Origin of the sequence: Streptomyces odontotermitis, from assembly GCF_050510915.1 — a bacterium.
Classification (GTDB): Bacteria; Actinomycetota; Actinomycetes; order Streptomycetales; family Streptomycetaceae; genus Streptomyces.
Genome location: NZ_JBNJLS010000012.1, coordinates 1 through 19,281, shown reverse-complemented (window position 1 = coordinate 19,281; position 19,281 = coordinate 1). Strand labels below are relative to the sequence as shown.

11 protein-coding genes and 1 pseudogene are annotated in these 19,281 nt (G+C 64.9%); 4 read left to right on the top strand and 8 right to left on the bottom strand.

All coding sequences use genetic code 11. The features are described from left to right. Position 1: 1 nt before the first annotated feature. The 4 genes from ACQB60_RS28615 (at position 2) to ACQB60_RS28600 (ending at position 7,633) form a co-directional block, all read left to right on the top strand. Positions 2 to 4,390: a hypothetical protein gene (locus ACQB60_RS28615; protein WP_496928967.1), complete on the top strand. Its 4,389-nt coding sequence runs from the start codon at positions 2 to 4 to the stop codon at positions 4,388 to 4,390. Then, entirely contained in the window at positions 4,387 to 5,433 is a 1,047-nt protein-coding gene (locus tag ACQB60_RS28610; protein WP_496928966.1) for a hypothetical protein, read from the top strand. The genes ACQB60_RS28615 and ACQB60_RS28610 overlap by 4 nt, the downstream gene beginning before the upstream one ends. 162 nt (positions 5,434 to 5,595) lie before the next feature. Beyond that, on the top strand, positions 5,596 to 5,940 hold the full coding sequence (locus ACQB60_RS28605; protein ID WP_496928965.1) for an effector-associated constant component EACC1: 345 nt from the start codon (positions 5,596 to 5,598) through the stop codon (positions 5,938 to 5,940). Positions 5,941 to 5,947: 7 nt separating this feature from the next. After that, positions 5,948 to 7,633, top strand: coding sequence for a caspase, EACC1-associated type (locus ACQB60_RS28600; protein ID WP_496928964.1), 1,686 nt, complete (start codon positions 5,948 to 5,950; stop codon positions 7,631 to 7,633). A gap of 259 nt (positions 7,634 to 7,892) precedes the next feature. Here ACQB60_RS28600 and ACQB60_RS28595 read toward each other — a convergent pair whose 3' ends face one another. The 8 genes and pseudogenes from ACQB60_RS28595 to ACQB60_RS28560 form a co-directional block, all read right to left on the bottom strand. Further along, positions 7,893 to 8,417, bottom strand: a complete 525-nt coding sequence (locus ACQB60_RS28595) for a hypothetical protein (protein ID WP_496928963.1) — start codon at positions 8,415 to 8,417, stop codon at positions 7,893 to 7,895. 553 nt (positions 8,418 to 8,970) lie between these two features. Further along, a complete protein-coding gene (locus ACQB60_RS28590; RefSeq protein WP_496928962.1) occupies positions 8,971 to 11,799 on the bottom strand; it encodes an SAV_2336 N-terminal domain-related protein in 2,829 nt (942 codons plus the stop codon). A gap of 10 nt (positions 11,800 to 11,809) precedes the next feature. After that, the gene (locus tag ACQB60_RS28585) at positions 11,810 to 12,844 is read right to left on the bottom strand and encodes an AAA family ATPase (protein WP_496928961.1); all 1,035 of its coding nucleotides are present in this window, start codon (positions 12,842 to 12,844) and stop codon (positions 11,810 to 11,812) included. Next, positions 12,841 to 14,796, bottom strand: a complete 1,956-nt coding sequence (locus tag ACQB60_RS28580) for a VMAP-C domain-containing protein (RefSeq protein ID WP_496928960.1) — start codon at positions 14,794 to 14,796, stop codon at positions 12,841 to 12,843. The genes ACQB60_RS28585 and ACQB60_RS28580 overlap by 4 nt, the downstream gene beginning before the upstream one ends. Next, positions 14,793 to 16,013 (bottom strand): hypothetical protein, encoded by a 1,221-nt coding sequence (locus ACQB60_RS28575; RefSeq protein WP_496928959.1) that lies wholly within the window; start codon positions 16,011 to 16,013, stop codon positions 14,793 to 14,795. The genes ACQB60_RS28580 and ACQB60_RS28575 overlap by 4 nt, the downstream gene beginning before the upstream one ends. A gap of 751 nt (positions 16,014 to 16,764) precedes the next feature. Then, complete coding sequence (locus tag ACQB60_RS28570) at positions 16,765 to 17,415, bottom strand: hypothetical protein (RefSeq protein ID WP_496928958.1); 651 nt, start codon at positions 17,413 to 17,415, stop codon at positions 16,765 to 16,767. A gap of 140 nt (positions 17,416 to 17,555) precedes the next feature. Further along, positions 17,556 to 18,008: a lactococcin 972 family bacteriocin gene (locus ACQB60_RS28565; RefSeq protein ID WP_496928957.1), complete on the bottom strand. Its 453-nt coding sequence runs from the start codon at positions 18,006 to 18,008 to the stop codon at positions 17,556 to 17,558. Positions 18,009 to 18,387: 379 nt separating this feature from the next. Beyond that, positions 18,388 to 18,910: pseudogene (locus ACQB60_RS28560) on the bottom strand (transposase). Positions 18,911 to 19,281: the final 371 nt, after the last annotated feature.

Here is a 19,281-nt window from a genome sequence, read left to right as displayed (position 1 = left end):
CATGGGGACCGCCTGGCGGTTGGAACGTACCTACTTGACCGGGGCGGGTTTTCCCGAGTCACGGCTCGAAGGGCTCGACCTGACGTGGTCCGACCCCTTCGAGCGCACGCAGCACTCCGCCTTGTGGGCCGAGAACGGCACGGGCAAGACAACGATCACCGCGCTGCGGTTCGCGCTGTACCTGCCGCATGCGTGGGACTTCATCCGTGGTGACTCGGACCGGTCGCTGGCCAAGCTGGTCCGTTCCGGCGACGTGTGCCACATCGTCGAGCAAGCCACGCGTCTTGTGGGCGACGAACCTCAGCGCATCGTGATGGGGATGGTCGCCCACTGGACCGACGACGGCGTCCAGGATCTGGACCATCCGCGCAAACTCCAGCGCGAGTACTACGGCTGGGTTACCCACAGCCCCGGACCGACCATCTCCAACCTGCCGTTCCGTACCCGACAAGGCCGGCGCACCACCCATACCCAGTTCGTGACCGCCCTGCGGGCGATGCTCCCCGAAGGGGGCGTGCTGCCGCCGCACCGTCCATCCGAGTATCACGAAGCCTGGTTGAAGTGGCTGTCTGCAGCGGACATCGACCTTGCCCAGTCACGGTTCCAGGCCAAGATGAACGAATCGGAGGGCGGCGTCGACCAAAAGATGCGGTTCGCCGACTCCGACGCCTTCGTGCAGTGGCTGCTCGGAGCAACCACACCGACCACGACGGTCGAGCGGATCGCGGAGAGCATCGATGTGCTCCGGGTCCATGCCGCTGAGCGGCCGAGCTGGCTGAACGAGCTCAAGCTGTGGGAGCAGATCGGTGAGCAACTGGCCGGCCTGGCGGATGTGCACGACCAAGTACTGGAGAACCAGCAGGCTCTGGCGGCGGCGAAGACGAGGGGGGCGGCCGTGGTCGCCGACGCCCAGGCCACCCTCGCCGTACTGACCCGGAACAAGACGAGGGCCGAGGCGGAGTGTGCTGCGCACCGGCGCAACGTGAAAGCTGCGATCTCCGACGCCCGGCGGGCCGGTGCCCACCAGATGCGGATGCGGGTGCGTGGGGCCGAACTCCGTTCGGAGGCCACCGCAGCCATCGCCACGAAGAAGCGCGCCGAGCGTGACAAGGCCGCGAGTTCCCTTGCTGCGTGGGAACTGGTCGACACGGTACGCAAGGCACGTGCCGCGAAGGCACACCTCACCGGGCTGAACGAGCGGCTGGCAGCCGCGCAGAAGGAAACCAGCGACCTGCAGGCGGATGAGCGGCGACACCGCCACGACCTGGCGCGCATCCTTACTGATCTCCGTGACCAAGCCACAGCCGAACTCAGCAAGGCCAAGAGGCAGCACAAACGAGCCGTCGGTGAGGCGGAGGCAGCTACCGCCTCGCTCCACGACGCCCTTGCCCAGCGAGCCAAGGCGTCGGAGCAGGTGCGTCAGGTCGAAGACCAGGAGCGGACCTGTCGGCTGGTCATCGCGGCCGCTACGACCAGCGGTCTGCTGCCCGAGGGCGCCAGTCCTGCAGCACTCGACGAGAGCTGGGCCGAGCGGATCATGGCAGCCCGTGCCGAACGGCGGGCCGCGGATGAGGCGCTACGGGCGATTGACGAGCGCGTTACGCAGGAGCAGGAACGCGCGGCGCGGGCGAACCGGCGGGCCATTGCCGTGCGCGCTGACGCCGACGCCGCGCGCCGGCGCGTCGTACAGATTGATGACCGCGTGCGCCGCTTGATGGATGACGAGCGACTCCGTGATGCGGTGGGAGACACCGTCATCGAGTTGTGGGCGGCACGGCCCGCGCTGACCGAGTCCCTGCGGCAGCGTGCCGAATCCGCCGACCACGAAGCTGGATGCGCCCGTGCCGATGTCGTGGCTGCCCGGCGAACCCTCGACTCTATCGGTGCCGACGGGCTCCTCCCTTCCTCGGCACTCACTGAGGAACTGGCCCGCCTGTGCGTCGACGACGACGTGCCGGCCTGGACCGGATGGCGCTGGCTGGCGTCCACTCTGTCGCCGCAGGCTGCCGCCGCGTTCGCGAAGGCCAGGCCCGAGATCGTCTCGGGAGTCGTCCTTGCCCGCGCCGACCATCTTGAGAAGGCGCTGGAGACGTTGAGCACTCGCTCACTGGACACGGCCGTCTGGATCGGTGCCGTCTCCGATCCGGAGGCCGCAGCCAGCCGGGACGCCACAGCAGCAGGCGCCGGGACCCACGGTCGTGTGCTGCTCCCGCACCCCGGTACATACGACCGGGACGTGGTAGGCGAGATGGTGTCCAGCGTCACCCTCGACATGGAGAAGGCCGAGCAGCGGCGCCGTACGGCAACCCAGCGGGCCGCCGAAGCCCGTGACATGCTCGCCGCGCTCACCCAGCTGTGGAAGGAGATGCCGACCGACCCGCGCCCTGGCCTCACCGTTCGGGTCCGCACGGGTGCCGAGCAGCTGGCCACAGCCGAGGCCGACGAGAGGGCCGCGCAGGGGACGCTGCGCGAGATCGTGCAGGACAAAGAACGGCGGCAACGGCAGCGCGATGCCGCACAGACCGCGGTCGAGGAAGCCTCGGAACAACGCAGGCTCCTCGCCCCCGTCATCGACGCCGCCACAGTCCTGGCCACTGTGTGTGAACGTCTGCCCTCACTCCATGACGCCGTCGCCGCGGCAAACGACCATGTCGATGCGCTGAACCTCCAGATCCCCCAACTCAAACAGGCCGCCGATGCAGCAGGGGACCTCGTCCAGGAGATGAAACGCCGCCGGGACGATGCCTCGGAAGTCCTGCGTGCGGCACACCTGTCATCGACGGTGGACGGCCCTGTCCCCACCGAAGGTCCGGAGACCATCCGGGCACGCCTGACCGCCACGGTGGCAGCCCTCCAACGGGCCGTTATCGACCAGGACTTGCTGCGAGAGATCGAAACGACCCGAACCCAAGTCGCCGATCTCGACGCCACCCTGGACGACGCGGCCGAGCACCGTCAGCAGGCTGAAACCTACGCAGACACGGAAGCGGCACGCCATGCCGTAGCCCTTGCAAGGGCGGTACGTCAGGCCAAGGCCACGGAGGCCCACGCACGCGAGACATACGCACAGGCCCAGCACGACGCACAGGCCGCCCGAGAGGTCCAGCAGCAACTGCTGGAAGAACGCACCGCGCGCACGGCCCCGGACCTGAAAGGCTTCCCTCCCGCTGCCGAGGTCACCACTCCCGCGGACGCCGACCGCCTCGCCACGCAGCTCGGCAATCGCGTCACGCAGGCCCAGGAAGCCCAGCGAACCGAAGAAGCACACCTGCACACCGCCCAGGCCACAGCCCTGGAAACCGCTCAGTCGATCCAACTGGTCGATACCACCGTGAACAGCCTGCGATACCTGGCCGACGCCACCCTGCCCGGCCACTACGCAGACGACGTGACGGTTCTCGTGGGTGACATCAACCAAGCCGTCAACCTACTGCACTTCACACACGAATCTCTCGCCGAGAGCGAGCGAAGCGAAATCCAAGGCACCACCACCGTCCACGCTCTCGCCAACGCTCCGCAAGCACACGCCGTCGCGCACGCCCAGGACCCACATGTGGTCGACCTCATCACCCGCCTGCGCTCCGACGCACAACTGGCCGCTGACGCACGGCATATCGCCGGGCAGCTTGAACATCGGGCGGCCTCACTGCACGACGATCTCGACAGCCACGACCAGAACGTCAACGACTGCGCGCGCATCCTCCACATCCAGGTGGCGAAGGCGCTCACGCGGCTGCGCTCCTACCAGAATCAGTCCAGACTGCCCGAAGGACTAGGTGACTGGTCGAGCCGCCACTTCGTCCTCATCAGCCACGACAAAACCCCGGACAACGAGCAGGTGGTCATCGACCGCATCGCACGCGTCATCCACACCCTGCTCGCCCCCGACTCCGCCTCCTCATCGGACCCCGAGTCCCTACTGTTCGCCGCGACTCGCGCACTGTTCGACAAGCCATTCCAGGTACGGATCCTCAAGCCCCACACCGACCTGCGTCTCGACCGCGTCAACGTCGCAGACCTCAAGAACTTCTCCGCCGGCCAACGCGTCACCGCAGGCGTCCTGTTGTACGCGGCCATGACCAAAGTCCGCTCCATGAACGAGACGTCCGCCATCGGCTGGCTGTGGCTGGACAACCCATTCGGTCAGGCGTCCGCGGACCAGTTCGTCCGCACCATGCGGCGGGCAGCCGACGAGATGGATCTGCAACTCCTCTTCACGGCAGCCCCTATGGACAAGGGAGCTCTGTCGATGTTCGACCGCACCATCGCGCTCAACCGCCGTTCCCGCCCCGCGACCGGCGAGAAGATCGTGGTCACTGACGATGGCGAGCGTGAAGTCGTCGATCTCACCGTGATGCAGCGAGACGTCATGAAGGTCCTCGGGACATGACATCGGGCGAGATTCACCTTGACCAACTGGTCGCCATTCTCGACCCTGACCGGCGTGGTGGCCGTCGTGACATCGAGGACATCGCGGATGCCATCAACTCGCTGGTCAGACACGCTGATCCGGCCGATGTACCGGACATCATCCTGGCCACGATCAGGCTCGGCGAGCAGGAGGGTCGCTGGAAGGCCATGCGGACCGTGACCGTCCAGCGGGGACGAATCACTCTCCCTAGCGCCATCACGCTTACGGCACCTGATCGCGAGGTGGACACCCTGTTGGAGATCACCGAGCCGCTACGTCCGGAGATTGCCTGCTGGGCACAGGGCTTACGGCTGAATGCCTATCAACGGCATCTCGTGGTGGCGGTCAGCGAGTGGAGACGACGCACGAACGGAGGGCGTGTTCCCCTCGCCACCACCAGGGAGAGGGCCTACGAGATCGTCGGCGACGAGAAGGCATTCGACGGCCCGTCTCCCCGTGGCGGAGGCACGGTCTGGCGGCCCGACCGGCTGAACTTCGACCTGCTGCGCTGCGAGCGCGTCCCTACGGCTCCAGTGTGGGAACCCGTCACGGAAATCCCCCAGGTGCCCTCGCCGATGGTCTGTGTGGAGAACCACAGCACCCAACGCACCCTGCTCAAGGTGCTGCGCGCCCCCAGGACCGCGGCGCCCTGGGCGGCCGTCGCATGGGTACAGGGCCGCAATACCACCCCCCTCGCCTCCATCTCCACCCTCCCGTTCCCTATCGCGCGCTTCGACTACATGGGAGATCTGGACGCCACGGGCCTGAAGATCGCGGCGACCGCATGCGCGATCGTCCGTGACGCGGGTATCCAAGCCGGTCCGGCACACGGGCTGTGGACACTGCTGTTGGCCCAACCCTCCTGCACAGGCAGGCGAGTTGGCGCCCGAGAAGCCCGCGCAGTATCCGCATGGCTCCCGGAGGATCTCCGAGAGTCGGCCCGGCGGCTGCTCGTCGCAGGACGCAGAATTCCCCAGGAAGCCCTGCGCGCCGAACTCCTCCTCGACGCCGCCCTAATCTGAGCAGACGTGAACGATCCATTTGCCGTGATAACCGATGCTGGTCACGTCGCTCCAGACTCAGCCGCACCATGCCCCGCCCCGGCCTCAAATGCGACCAGCTCTATCATGGATCGCCAAGTCCGCACCCGTAACGGACGGGGACTGAGGGGGAGGGGCCTGGGCATGCCGGAGTACCGCATTTCCGTGGATGGGGACTCACCTGGACGGGACTTGCGTCAACTCACGCAGTGGCTCCGTCAGGACACGACGACCAGGACTGGGGCAACCATCGTCCTCCAGTCTGCGCAGCCTGCCGAGGACGAGATGGGAGGGGCTCTCGAAGTCATCGCGTTGGTCACTCAGTCCGGCTTTTCGACGGCCAGCCTGGCGCTGGCGATTTCTTCCTGGCGCCGGACCCGGCCATCGACGCCGGTCGTTACCATCGAGCGCGACGACGTACGGGTGACGGTGGGTTCCGGTGACCCAGCCGACGTTGCTCGGATCGTCCGGGCACTGGAGAGCGAGTAGCCGCCGGATGCCGCTCCCCCGCCCGGAATCCTCGCGGGTGGTCCTTGTCGGTGTCGCGGACTACGACCACCTGCCGCCTCTCCCGGCCGTCCGGAACAACCTTGCAGCACTCGCCGACTTCTTCACCTCAGCACCAGGCTGGGGCCTGCCGTCGGAGCACTGCACGGTCGTCACCAACCCCAGTCAGTCATCCGAATTCATCGCCCCCGTGCGACGGGCGGCCGCCGAAGCCACCGACACCCTGCTCGTCTACTACAGCGGACACGGCCATCTCGACGACGAGCTGCGGTATTCGGTCTCGGTCACCGGCTCGCGGCAAGACGAGCCGTGGACCTGTCTGCCATACGCATGGCTGAAGTCCGTGTTGATCCAAACCCGGGCGGAACGCCGGGTGGTGATCCTCGACAGCTGCTTCAGCGGGCAAGCCCACGGGCTGATGGCCGACGCGGCCGACGCACTACGGGGGCAAGTGGCGACCACGGGAGCAGTGGTCATCAGCTCCGCCCGCCACGACCTACCCGCACTCGCGCCGATCGGCGAGACCCACACCGCCTTCACCGGTGAACTGCTCCAGGTCCTGATCCATGGCATCGCTGGCGGGCCAGCAGAAATCAGCGTCGACGCCGCCTACGCCCACGTCAAAACAGCCCTGGCTGCACAAGGACGCCCCACACCTGACCGCACAGGTACCGACACCTCCGGCACCCTGGTCATCGCTCGCAACCCCAATTTCCGGCCGCGCACCCTCGCGGCTGCTCCGCGACCCGTTCCTGGGGCACATCTGCAGGCGCTGGCTAACCGACTGCTCCCGTTGTCGGCGAACGCTCGAAGCACAAGAAGAGCTACGCGAGGCGCTGCGGAGCCGGCCCCCGTCGGCGAGCGATACGCGGTCCTCCACCCCCTCGGGAGCGGGGGCATGGGGACCGTGCATGTGGCCTATGACCGTCTCCTGGACCGACGGGTCGCGTTGAAGACGATCCAGCTACACGGGCAAGACGAACCTGTCGTACGGCAGATCTTCTGGACCGAAGTGCGGGTCGCGGCCGGGCTGAGCCACCCGAACGTGGCGGCGATCCACGACGTGGTCGAGGGCAAGGCCGGACGATTCTTCGTGATGGAGCTTGTCCCGGGAATCGATCTGTCAACCGCGCTCAATGAGGATAGGCCCCTGACACCCGACGAGGCGGCAGAAGCCGTCCACGACGTACTGTCCGGATTGGAGGCCGCCCACCAGGCTGGGGTGGTTCACTGCGACGTCAAGCCAGCCAACATCATGCTGACACCGAACGGCCAGGTTAAGATCCTCGATTTCGGGATCTCCCACGTCATCGCAGAGGAGGGAGGAGGGCCCGTGCACCAGGGCGACGGGACCGTTGTGGGCACAGCCGCCTACATGGCACCGGAAGGCGTACTCGGTCAGCTCCCTACCACTTCTGCTGACATCTACGGCGCAGGGGTCGTGTTCTACGAACTGTGCACCGGACAGGTGCCGTTCCCCGCCAGCAGTGCCTTCGAGATGATGTCGCGCAAGGTGCACGAGCAGGCAACACCCCCAGGCCGTATCCGCGCGGGGCTGCCGTCCGCGTATCAGGCGATCATCATGCGAGCCCTTGAACGAGATCCGCAGGATCGGTATAGCAGTGCCGCAGAGATGCGTGCCGCGATCGCAGCTGCCCTGTACGGCACGAACTGACTCGCTGTGCAGCGAACCTTTTACAAGGGGAGGCTATCGTCGTCGCTTCTGATGGCAGATCACACTGGGGAGAGCGGGCCCCGATGCCTCCGTGCAACGGCCATCAGGGTCCAGCAACCACCGGCCTACCGTCAGCCACGGACTGAATCAGCCGACAGTAGCGGCTAGATCCGGCGCCACATCGCATCAGTGATCACTAACCAGACAGCCCGATCTCGCTCAAAGAGCCCCGCTCGCGCGCCGTGACGACCGCGGCCTGTCAGTCTTCGGTGTCGTCGGCATTATCAACCCACATCACGATTTCGCCCGGGTTGTACGCCGCTGCAACGTTCAACGCCTCAACCGGGACAGCATGCAACGCCAACAAGAACTCACTCGGCAACAAACGCCCCACCGGGTTCGTCACCACCGCATACGGAGGGAAACTGCCGGGACGGCCGTAGTCAAGCAGATGCACCCAGTCATCGGCCAACGGCTGGCCAGCCCCCACCACCACCTCGTGCTGATGCCTGACCAGCAGGACCGCGTCCACATCCGGCAACTCAACCACCCGACCATCAGCACGATGAAACGAGTTCGGAGTGAACAACCCTGAAGCCGGAGAGGCCAAAGCTGACGAAGGCTCGTTGACGCAGCCATCCCACACATTAACTAGAACTGACTTGAAGTCCGGGTCAGTTGCGCGAAATCCAGCAAACTTCTTGTCCGCACTGATCAGGAAGCCCTTCACCGGATTGTCGCGAGGAAGCGCCACGCTCTCGCCGAGAGACTTCGGAGACACCACGTTGCGTGCATTTAGCTGCCAACTACTTGACGACCGATTCTCCCCTGTGTACTTACTGACCTTGCCTGCGTGTTGTCGTGAGTTCGAGTCCGGTTGCGACGAGACAGCTGTCGATGAGATCACTTCGGTATTGGAGCTGGCGAAATCCGCGGCGGAGGGTTGCCAGGAGGTGCTCGTGGTCCTGGCAACCCCCCACGACAACACGCAGACAAGGCCAGTAGCTCGTGCTCTACGGACCTTCCCGCGCCGGAGCTGTGACTGACGCTCACAGAGGTGGTGTCTCTGCATCAGGCGGTACCGAGTTCTCGTAGTCCCCGCGATGAAGCTGCAGTTGACGACCACAGAGAAGGCGACGCACCCGTGAGTGGTCAGAGTGGTTCGACGAGTAGTTCCAGGGTTTCCTCTGATGCGGTGAAGCCGACTCAGTGATAGAGGGATGCACCCCGTTCCGAGGGCCAGACGATCAAGGCGTCCAACCGGTTCTGCGCCGATCACGCTCCTGAGGTGGTGCGATCAAGGTGGTTGCACGCCTGCTCGATGCGACTCCGTTCGGTCAAACCACAGACTCCACAAAGGGATCCCATACCCGAACAACATCGTCATACCCAATGGTAGCGAGAAGGCTGTGCCGCCCAACCCTATCAATAGCCGCCATAGCCAAGACTTTTTGCGGACGAATGGTGAGCAGTTCACGGTGAGTGGGAAATTTGGATTGCAGGTCCCATAGCCGCACAACACCGCTGTAGTCGGCCGTTGCTAGGCGGCGCCGCCCAGTGGAATCAATGAGGGCAGTGACAGCCCGCCCAGGATATGCACCGGTCCAAACGGGATTGCTCACTGGAGTCCCGTTCGCAGCATCCCAGATCTGAACTATTCCGCTGTATTCCGTGATGGCAAGACGTGGGGGCTCACCCACTTCTAGAAATTCCGTCATCGACAGCACCCCTTTACGAGGAACGGAGTACAGAACGCCGCTATACCTTCCGTCGGTCGATTCCCACAGACGCACCTCTCCCTCATGGGAGATCGTCGCGAGCAGCGGAGATCTCGCAGGCAGCGGTACGGCGGCGATTGCCACGATTCCAGGCGCTTGCACCGTGAATGGGTCGCCGACCATGGAGCCCGTCTCCGGGGACCATGCTCGCACTCTTCCATCCGGTCGACTGTAAGTTGCAAGGTGCGCCCGACCATCGAGGGAAGGCACAGATGCCATTGCAACGACACCGCCGGGGACCAGAAATGAGAAGCGTTCCGATTCTTTCTGCCGCCGTGCGGTCAGAGGGGACCGGGAACCGGTGATGCCCGTTTGCCGTGCAAGCTCGCTAGCGCTGAAGGTGTCGGGTACGTGGACGGTCGTCGCACGTCTCTTGACCTCGTCCGGGAAAAGACCTTCCCAGGAAGTGGACTGTACGGTGGCCATCACGAGCACTGGCGGCTGCATGCGGTCGAACTGAGCGGCGTCGATGAACCCGATAAACCGCTCCATGTCGTCCAGCCACACCACCGTCCGTGGCCCAATTAGCGAGATTCCCTCTCGAAGGTCCTCGGCCGTAGGGGGTGCCCATAGAACCCACCCGTCCGGCAGAGTGCGCGCAGCCTCCAATGCCGAGCGTGTCTTCCCAGCACGCACATCTCCCACGAGAACGACGAACATGGGCTCCCCCTCCTCGGCTCGACGGACGAGGTATCGCAGCTGGGCGTCGAACTCGCGGGGGACATAGAGAGGGGTCTGAACCGGCAAGTCACCCACGGGCGTTGCCGTGTGTGCGCTGATCTGCAGTGTTCGCGTCTCCGCCACCGGCGTCACCCGTGACGGGGCTGACTCTGCGAAGGGCATCGCCCCCGGACCGATGTTCCGCTCTCCCGATCCCCCGGCTGTCGTGCGCATCGCCGGGAAGTCACCGCCCGATCCTCCTGCCAGCCGTTCGACGTAGTCCGCAACCTCGCGCCGGACCAGCTCTTGAACAGCTGTGATCTCATCACGGAGTTGGCCACCCAACAGTGCCTCGCGCACACCGGGCAGAAAGTGGAACTCGAAGCGCGCCATGTCAACCGTGCCGTGTCCGCCCTGCCAACCTTCGAAGAGTCCACCCAGCGCTACCTCCGCAAGGTGTCCGTGTTCCGAGTACGGCAGCATGGCTCGGCGTACGAGTGTCATGACGGGAAGGGTCAGCGGTACTGCCGACAAATAGCCCGCCAACTCCTGGGCGACGGGTGAGGCGCCCTCCTGGAAAACGCGTAGAGCCCGCGTTGCATCAGGCTCCGGGGCAGCAACAGATGCCGGAGCAGCCGCCGATCCAACGCCCGCCCCCGTCCTGTCGATTGTCAGGCATGAAAGCCTGCTCCACCGGCCCTGGCCCGCGACCAACGACGCCAGGGCACCCAGCCCCGACGCGGACGTTTCTACCATCGGGATCGCGATGCTCTCCTCGAGCCCCTGCTGGCCCCGGCTCCTGAAGCTCAGCCTCGAGCGCCCACCGTGCCGAGTTGCGGGAGTCAGGCGCCACGATACGTTGGGGGCCGCCGGCCGCTCGGCCCGTACAACCACACCCTCTGGGGCCACTGCACTCCGGGGCCACAGACGGCGCGGAAGCACATTCAGGAGAGCCAGCGGGTTGTGTGCCGCCCACTGGCGTAGGACAGCTTGGAGACTGGTGTCGCTCCAGCCCCCCGCTACCGTGTCCGTGATGACCAGCACCAGCCGGTGTCCGGACGGATCGGCGACTTCTTGAGGGCGGCGGGAATCCTCGCCGTTCGCCCGTGCGACAGTCGGTACGCCTCCTGCCTCGGTACCGCTCAGGAACCACACTCTTACGTCACGGAAGATTCCAGTCTGCCCGATGGTGCGGCACAGCTCGCTGACAAGGTCGTGCCAGAGCAGCATCGAGTGGTGTGTATCGATGACCAGGGCCAAGTCGAGCCAGCGGCCGCGTTGCGGCTTCAGCACCGGCACCACCACGCCTTGTTCGACACTGCTGTTGACGCTGAGCTCCTCGTCCAACTCAGTGGCGGTGACACCGGGTACGATCCGGCGGCCAAGTGGACGCAGCGCCCTCATCACGCCGAGGGAGTTCTCCAGGGCCATCGCCCGCCGCACCAGGACGGCTTCGCCTCGCCGAGCATCTGAATCGGCAGCGCTCGCGTCCTCCTTGGGCGTGGCGCTGTAGTACCGGTCGCCAGCCTGAGACTCACGGTCGCCTTGGTCCGGATTGCTCGGCGACACGGTCCGCTGTTCGACATTGTCCGGCTGTTGTCCGTCGCCAGCGTTGGCCAGCCCTCCTTCAGCGCGGACGCGCGCCGCCAGCCAGAGAATGTCCGCCAGTTCCTCGTGTCCGGCGTCGGCACCCGATGCGACCAGCGCTGCGAGCAGTTCCTCGATCACCGAAAGGTCCTCACACGGACGAGGGGCCGGTGAGCCGGTGCAGCACCGTCTCCAGGAACTGTGTGCGATCGCCCGAGTCGGACCATGCCCCCTTCAGGCGCAGGTGAACGGCATTGAGCAGTTGGTCAGTGGCGAGGTCGCCGTCCATCCGTCGGTCGATGAAGGCTTCTACGAGTTCCCTATAGCGTTCGTCTGAGGTGGAGTCCAGTCCCAACCGCTGTCGCACGATCTGCGTCAGCTTCTCCTTCCCTGGCGGCTCCATGTGCAGTCTGATGCAGCGTCGCAGGAAAGGGGGCGGAAAGTCCCGTTCTCCGTTGCTGGTAAGGACCACTATGGGGAAGGACCGGCACTGCACCCGGCCACGCTCCACCCGCACCCGCGCCTGCGGATCGTCCCGCGTACCGATCCTCACCTCCGGCTGATGCGCCGCAACCCGCGCCAGCTCGGGGATTTCGAAGGCCCCCTCCTCGAAGACCGTGAGTAGATCCCCAGGCAGGTCGATGTCGCTCTTGTCGATCTCGTCGACGAGCAGCACACGGGGCCGGTCCTGCGCCAGCAGCGCAGTCCCCAGCGGCCCGAGGCGCAGGTACGGTGCGATGGACGGATCCAAGGAGGTGGCGGGTACCTGCTGGAGATTGCGCAGATTGGCATCGTGGAGCCTGCCGATCGCGTCGTACTGGTACAGGCCGTCACGCAAGGCTGTGCGACTGGTGATCGGCCAATGCAGTACGGGACCCAGTTCCAAGTCGGTCGCGATGCTGTACGCAAGCGTGGACTTGCCGAGGCCAGGCTTTCCTGTGACCAACAGCGGCCGTCGCAAGTACAGGGCTGTGTTGACCGCATCCTTCTCCGCTACGTCCGGCACATATCCGGCGCCCCGGTGGTGCGTTTCCCGCCAGGCAGGGTCATCAGTCCCAGGCGGCGCGTACTCCGGATCTCGCATCCCCGTGAAGTCACGCCAGGGAGGCCGCTGTTCAGCCAGCCGCGCATTCCTCTGCTCGACGGTTCCCGGGCCCTGGTAGATCCACCATTCCTTCGTCGTCATGACAGCGGCCGCCTTTCGGGTACGCGTTCGGGGTCGTCCCACATCAGTGCCAAGGGAAGGGAGGGCCGTCGCACCCCGTCGGCTGCGGGCATCGGAATTCGCAGTGTCCTCAGCAAGGCAGGAAGGCGGCCGACATCCATGTGGTCTCTACCCCCAAGCGCCGACGCCATCTCGCCTACAGCCTGTGGCGCGTATCCGCGGCGTGGCCAGACAGCAATGGGGACGCCAGCATCGAGCACGGCCTCCAGCGTGTCCATCAGGCGCTGCTCGGAGACTCCGGCCAGCACGCAGACCGGCGGTTCAGTGGCCTGGAGGAACACGCCGAGGGTGTCGCTGACATCGCCGTCACCCAGCTCGTGCACGGCTTTCGGGTCATGCCCGCCATGAGCCTTGAACCACTGCCACTTGCGCCGCCAGGACTCCCTCGCTACACCATCGCGCTCGTCTGGGCAGCGCACCAGGACCTCGTAATGGCAGCCGAGTTCGATCATCTTGCCTCGCCTCCCGATAGGCAGCCGCCAACACTCGAACTCCTCCTCCAGCAGCCCGTACGGCACATGGAACTCGATGCGCGCCGGCCCGCCCGCATGATCTCCAAGCAGCTGCTCGGCCAGGCGGTCCTGCACCTCCGTCATGGCCAGCGGCTGGTCCGCTTCCCAAACGGCTTCGAATGTGCCTTCTCGGTAGAGCCACATCCGTACCCAGTGGGCGCCATCGCTTTCCGTGTCCTCCGTGAGCCGTACATGCAGACCCGCGGGTTCCGGATCTGGCTCGGGAGGGGCGGGGACGGGAGCCGACCCCAGGCGTTCGCGGGTGTGATCGACCCAGGTATCAGCCGCTTCAGCCCATGCCGACTCAAGGGAGAATGCAGCGAGATGGCGAACAAAAGGCAGCGTCAGCGGCATGTGCCGCTGTCTGCCCTGTCGGGCGTCAAGGTCGTGGGCGATAGCCATCAGCCCGCCGGGTGGCAGGCCACGGTGGGTGGGAAATGCACAGCCGGTGATGTCGAAGGCCCAGCGATAGGCATCGTACGTATGGGCGGGGGTTCCTCGTCCGTGCAATAGCGGTCCGAGATCCTTCCAAGCCAGCTGATCGAGACGCGGAGCTCCGTGTCCCACCGGATCCGGATCGGTCCAGCGATCGCCGAAGATGGCAGAGCCGCTCCAATCGCGGTCAATGACAAACTGTGGGTGCTGCCAGGCGAGCCCTTTGGTCCGCAGCAGCTGAAAGTCGGCCTGTAACGAGCGGGCGATGCCGACGAGTCCGTGCACAGTCTGGTCCAGGGTGTTCTCGTCGAGCCGACGCATCAGGGTGGCGGTGAACTGGCCGGCGCCCCGGTCAGCGAGGTTTTGTGCAACTTCTCCAGCGTGTGAGGCGTATAGCGTGAACTGGCGGCGTCCTGGGTCAGGCGGGCGTGCTCCATACTCCTTCTCGCCGAAGGCCAGCTTGCTTGCTGCACGGACATCGACCCGGCAAGCGTCACCAATGGCTATCTGCCGACGGAAGCGTCCCTTGGCCGCTCCTGCGCCCTTCCACCAACGCAGCGCCGCCTCCAGGTTGAGATGCGCGGTCCACTCACGTGTGGCGTCCACGTACGGAAGAAGCATCTGGTGGGTCTGGTCGAGGTAGCCATGTCCGGCCCAGTAGATCCACAACAGATCACCGTCGCGCGCAGGAAGCTCCTTAAAGAGGATTCGCTCGACATTTCCCTGGGTCGGCGAGAGGTAGGTATGCCGCGATATCTCCTGTTGCGTCCGGTCGAGAGGCGAAATCAGTAGATTCACATGGTTGTACGGGACACCGGCAGGGCCGGTAAGCCACTCGGCGAACCGTGCGGCGTCGCGGGCCGCGCCGGGCAGGTCCCACTGGCGGCTAATGCCGTACGACTCGATGCCTACGACGAGCGCGAAGACACGGCACGGGTCAATCTGTTCATGCCCGTCGATGGTCACCGTGACGCCTCGATCTCCTCTGTGATCCGGTCGTACACCGCATCGAGCTTCCAATACGCGCTGTGGCTAAGCGGAAACGGTTGTCTGCTGCTCACCTCATGGTCGATGACGCGGGGGTCTCCGGGGAAGACAGGTTCGGCCCTGTACGCGAGGAGGTCCTTGCGGTCGAAGATATTGAGCCAGCGCGGGAAGCCGGGCGGCAGTCCGGCGGTCGGTGGCAGCCCGGTGAGGGCACCCAGTTCATGCAGGAAGGGCGCCTGCGAGCCGACGGTCACCAGCAGTCGCGCCTCCGGCAGCGGCTTACGATCGATTGCTGCGAGGGCGTAGAGGTCCACGAGTGCGATGCCACCCAGGCTGTGCCCGATGACGACAGTCGGCTTGAGGCTCGCCGTGATCAGGCTCTCTAGGTGGTCGCGCAGGGGCCAGCCACGCACCTGATATCGCAGAATGTCGCCAAGCGCAGGCACAGATCCTGTAGTCAGCGGCGCCCGCCAGTGATCGAGTGCAGGCTGGGTGGTCAACCGCAGGGCGAGCGTGCCAAGTACAGCCGCGACCCGGCCTCCCGGGAAACGCCCAGTGCCGCCCAGACTTGCGCCGACGAGGTCCACTAGCCGGTCGCGTTCATCGCCGGTACACAGGGCCTCATCCCCGGCTGCACTCAGAGTCTGGGCTATGACCGAGCGGGCCACGGTCGCTGCGAGCTCCCGGACAGCTGGGGCCTCGAAGGCAGTCCCGCATGCGCCAGCGAACTCCTCGGAACCAGCAACGGTTTCCAGGGCTGGTGGGTAGCTGGCCGCGATACCCGTTGAGTGGAGCAGCATAGTCAGTTCACTGGACTGCAGGTCGTCTGGCAGCTTGGCGAGCCGGTCGGCGATCTCCTCGCCTGCGACTCGGACGCCTGGCATACGCAGTCCGTCGTCGTCCTCCGCAGCCGACTCGGCCAGCACTCGCAACTCACAGAGCGGGTCCGCCAGCAGCAGCAGCCACTCTGCGGTCTCTTGGTCAAGCGGGCTCGCAGCAGCCGCGCCACGAGTACCGCCGAATCCCGGGATCGAGGCGCCCCCCGCGCTGAGCTTCGCGCCATGAGCGTCGCCCCAGTAGCAGGGCACCAGTTCTGCACCGGGGAAGCGCGCGGTCAGACCCGAGGCAACAAGAGTGGCCAATTGGTCGTAGCGCTTACGGCGCACGCCAGTCCCGTGAACAAAGATGAATCGCATGCAACCAGCCCTCCCCCATTGTGCTGTCTGCTGGCAGGAGAATATCTACTGAGACGCAGGGGCATGAGCAACTCGTGGCTACGCAGGTGATGCAGAGCGTCTCGGAGGACGTACAGCGCTACATACGACACTCGCTCGAGATCCGGACGCCCGCACCCAGAACGAAAGTTGAAGGTCTCTTCATCCTTCGCGTCTTGCATCCGTGTATGGCGTTGGCGAATCCGGGCACCTGGACTTGCCGTCCACACCTCAGGAGACCAACGGAACCAAGTCAGCCCTCGGTCAACTCACTGCTGCGCAGCTGGCCTGCACTACCGAGCGACTGGTCCTCCACCGGAACAGGCCCTACAAGGGAGAGCAGTGCCCCGGCCCGACCGTGCTTCCCTCCCCTCTGCCTCTCGCATTCGGCGGCCTCATCAATACGGTGGGTGACAACTCCTACATGTACCTGACGCCCCTCGAACCAGCCTTCCGCCACGGCTCCGACACCCTTCGCCTGGGGGGAATCTGGGGAGAGCGAAGCCCCGCTGGGGAGCGCCTGGGGAGAATCGACCGAGCGAACGGGCAGCACAGCGAAAGAGCCGGAAATGCTCATCGCCCCAGGCCAAAGCAGGGTTTCGGTCAATCGTTGCAGGTCAGCCCGACACGGACGACAACTTCAAGAAGATCTCGTCGTAGGCGGAGGCGAGAGGCAGCGTAGCCGCTGCGTACCTTCACGGCAGACGTGGCACGGACGGGCGTACTCAACAGGTCACAGGTGCTTCGGCGGCGCACCGGCTTCGACCCGACTCTCGGGCTGACTGCGCCGGGCGCGCCACCATCGCCAAACCGTGTGCCATGCAAGAGTCATGGCGACGACACCCGCAGCAACGCGAATGACGTTCCAGGCTATTTCGCCAGTCACGCCTTGCGAGTCCGCCTCTGTGCCTAGCCGTTCAGACGCTTCGAAGAAGGCGATCAGCGGAACAACCAGGCGAAACGGGAGGCCACCAACACCAAGGGTCCGAGCTAGGTTCCCCGCAAACCCTACGGGCGCCCCCAAGACGAAGGCCGCTGTGCCCCAGAAGAGGATTCTGGGAAGGAGTTCCTCTTCGACTGATCCGCGCGAGATGACCTGTCCACCGTCTGGAACGGTCGGCTCCAGAAATTTCAGAACGTAGTACACGATCACGCCGACAGCCAACGCCGAAGAGGCCAGTAGTGCCGCCTCGATCCTGGAACGCTTAAAATAGCCGACCAGAAAGGCGAAGCACGCCCATGACCATCCAACGGAAAAGACAAGGGCCACGGTCTGACAAACCGGATTAGCGAATTTGCCTGCGAACGGGCCAATTGCGCCAAGCGCCGCTCCTGCCAGGAGAGTCGCGGCCGCGGATAGCACGCGAACCCACGAAAAGTACACGTTTCCTCTAGCCTTATCTGTGGTCAATCATGGCAGAATCTCAACATCCCGGGGCTCCTGTGCACACTCGCGCACAGGAGCCCCGGGGGGCAGCGCGAACTGCCCCTTGCACACCGCCATCGTGCTGACGGGTGCGGGGTCTAGTACTTAGACCAGTACGCCTGGCACGTGTGCCGCCCGGCCCCCGTCAGGTGGGCGTTGGAGGTGTGATTGGGCTCCTCGATATCCTTGGCCGTGCGGGAACCGAGTTTTGCGGTCGAGCCGTGCTTCACCTTGTAGTGGTAGTAGTTGGAGTAGCAGTACTTACCGTCTGCGACAACATTCCAGCCGTAGCTCCATTCCCCTCCACCGACCTTGACGATCTTCTTCGTCGAAATGCCGCCCGCGTCGTCGAACGGAATCTCCACCACACCCCATTCCTCGGGGTCGCCAAGTTCCGCGGGCGGCGTGGTGCCGTCCCCTCGCGTATGGGTAATGATGGTGCCGACGGTATCAGTCTGGGGACTGTCTGCGGTGGCCGGTGCGGCGAGCGCGCCGCCAACCAGGGCCGCGCTCGCGACGGCAAGAGCTGCAAATCTAGTGGAAACCTTCATGGAATACCCCTCCCGTGATTCCCCTTGCTGGGGGTCGTGAGGGATCTTGTATTGGTCTACGCCTTTCCGTAAAGAGAACCTGAAGCGGTTGACTAGAAAGCACCCATGACCGAAGTGTCCAATTTGCACAGACATTTCGAGACTTGATTGAGCCCAATACGGGCGTATTGTCACGAAATCCCACTGCGACTCTACGCTATTGGAGTTCCGCTACTCGTCCGCGACCAGCTACAGTCGGCGGCTGATTCCCGGCGCTTCAGACAAGTGAAGCGCCATCCCGCAAACCTCGTCGTGGTGATCGGTAGCCCGCAGCCGAGTCTGGTCGGGTTCGCACGTATTCGGCTCCGAGGCCAGCTAGGGCCTGTCGTGAAAGTGCCGGTCACAGCCATTCATTGAGGACTGCGACCAGCACGGTCGCCTCGTAGCGGACCGCCTCACAGTCGTACCTCGTGGCTACAGCCCGGTGGCGCTTACGGCGGTTGAGCCCGCTCGACTGCGTGCCGCTGCTTGTAGTCGTCCTTGTGGAACTTGGGCGGCCGTCCGCCTCGCGATCCGGGCTTGAGGCGGTTGCGGACGCGGTCCGCAGGGACCGAAATCATGGCCTTGATCCCGCGCCTGCGCAGGTAGGCGTGATTGCTGCGGAAGTCGTACGCCTTGTCGGCCCGGACACGGTCCGGCCGTTTGCCCGGCCCGCCGAGTCCGAGCCGGGGCACCCGGATCGCTTCCAGGACCGGCTCGAACTGAGGCGAGCCACGCCAGGGAGCACCCGTCCAGGTCCGTCACCGTAAGCCGTCCACCAGTTGTCGTGGCGCCCATACCGGCGGACGGCCCGCCTTGATGCCTCGCGGCAACAGCGGCTGAAGCCGGGCCCACTGGCCGTTCGTCAGATCCCCACGTCCCACAGGACTTGATCACCCACGGTCAACCCTATGCCTGCTGCAAGCGCAAGCAGATCTCGCAGCGGCCCGAATCAGACGTTCCTCGGTCAAGAGCTGAACGTTCCATTCAGCACCGCGCGCCACACCACTCACATGCCTTGCGCATGGAGTCCAGAGACGGCGCTATCGCCTGAATGACATTCCGGTTGCAAACCCGATCAGGTAAGGAGCCGAAGGAATTTCAGCCAACTGCGGTCCGACACGCGAAAACCCTTTGCTCGATACCATCCCGATCTATTTCACTGTGTTCGCTACGGCAACTCCCTGCACATTTGGAGGCATAGGTTGAACCGAAGACGTCCGTTACGCACCCTGATCGCTCTCTTTATCGCGGC

What these genes read in the sequence shown, in the direction of transcription:
- ACQB60_RS28610 (WP_496928966.1), top strand. Translation starts at nt 4,387, where the DNA reads ATGACATCGGGCGAGATTCACCTTGACCAACTGGTCGCCATTCTCGAC.
- ACQB60_RS28605 (WP_496928965.1), top strand. Translation starts at nt 5,596, where the DNA reads ATGCCGGAGTACCGCATTTCCGTGGATGGGGACTCACCTGGACGGGAC.
- ACQB60_RS28565 (WP_496928957.1), bottom strand. Translation starts at nt 18,008, where the DNA reads ATGAAGGTTTCCACTAGATTTGCAGCTCTTGCCGTCGCGAGCGCGGCC.
- ACQB60_RS28600 (WP_496928964.1), top strand. Translation starts at nt 5,948, where the DNA reads ATGCCGCTCCCCCGCCCGGAATCCTCGCGGGTGGTCCTTGTCGGTGTC.
- ACQB60_RS28575 (WP_496928959.1), bottom strand. Translation starts at nt 16,013, where the DNA reads ATGCGATTCATCTTTGTTCACGGGACTGGCGTGCGCCGTAAGCGCTAC.
- ACQB60_RS28585 (WP_496928961.1), bottom strand. Translation starts at nt 12,844, where the DNA reads ATGACGACGAAGGAATGGTGGATCTACCAGGGCCCGGGAACCGTCGAG.
- ACQB60_RS28615 (WP_496928967.1), top strand. Translation starts at nt 2, where the DNA reads ATGGGGACCGCCTGGCGGTTGGAACGTACCTACTTGACCGGGGCGGGT.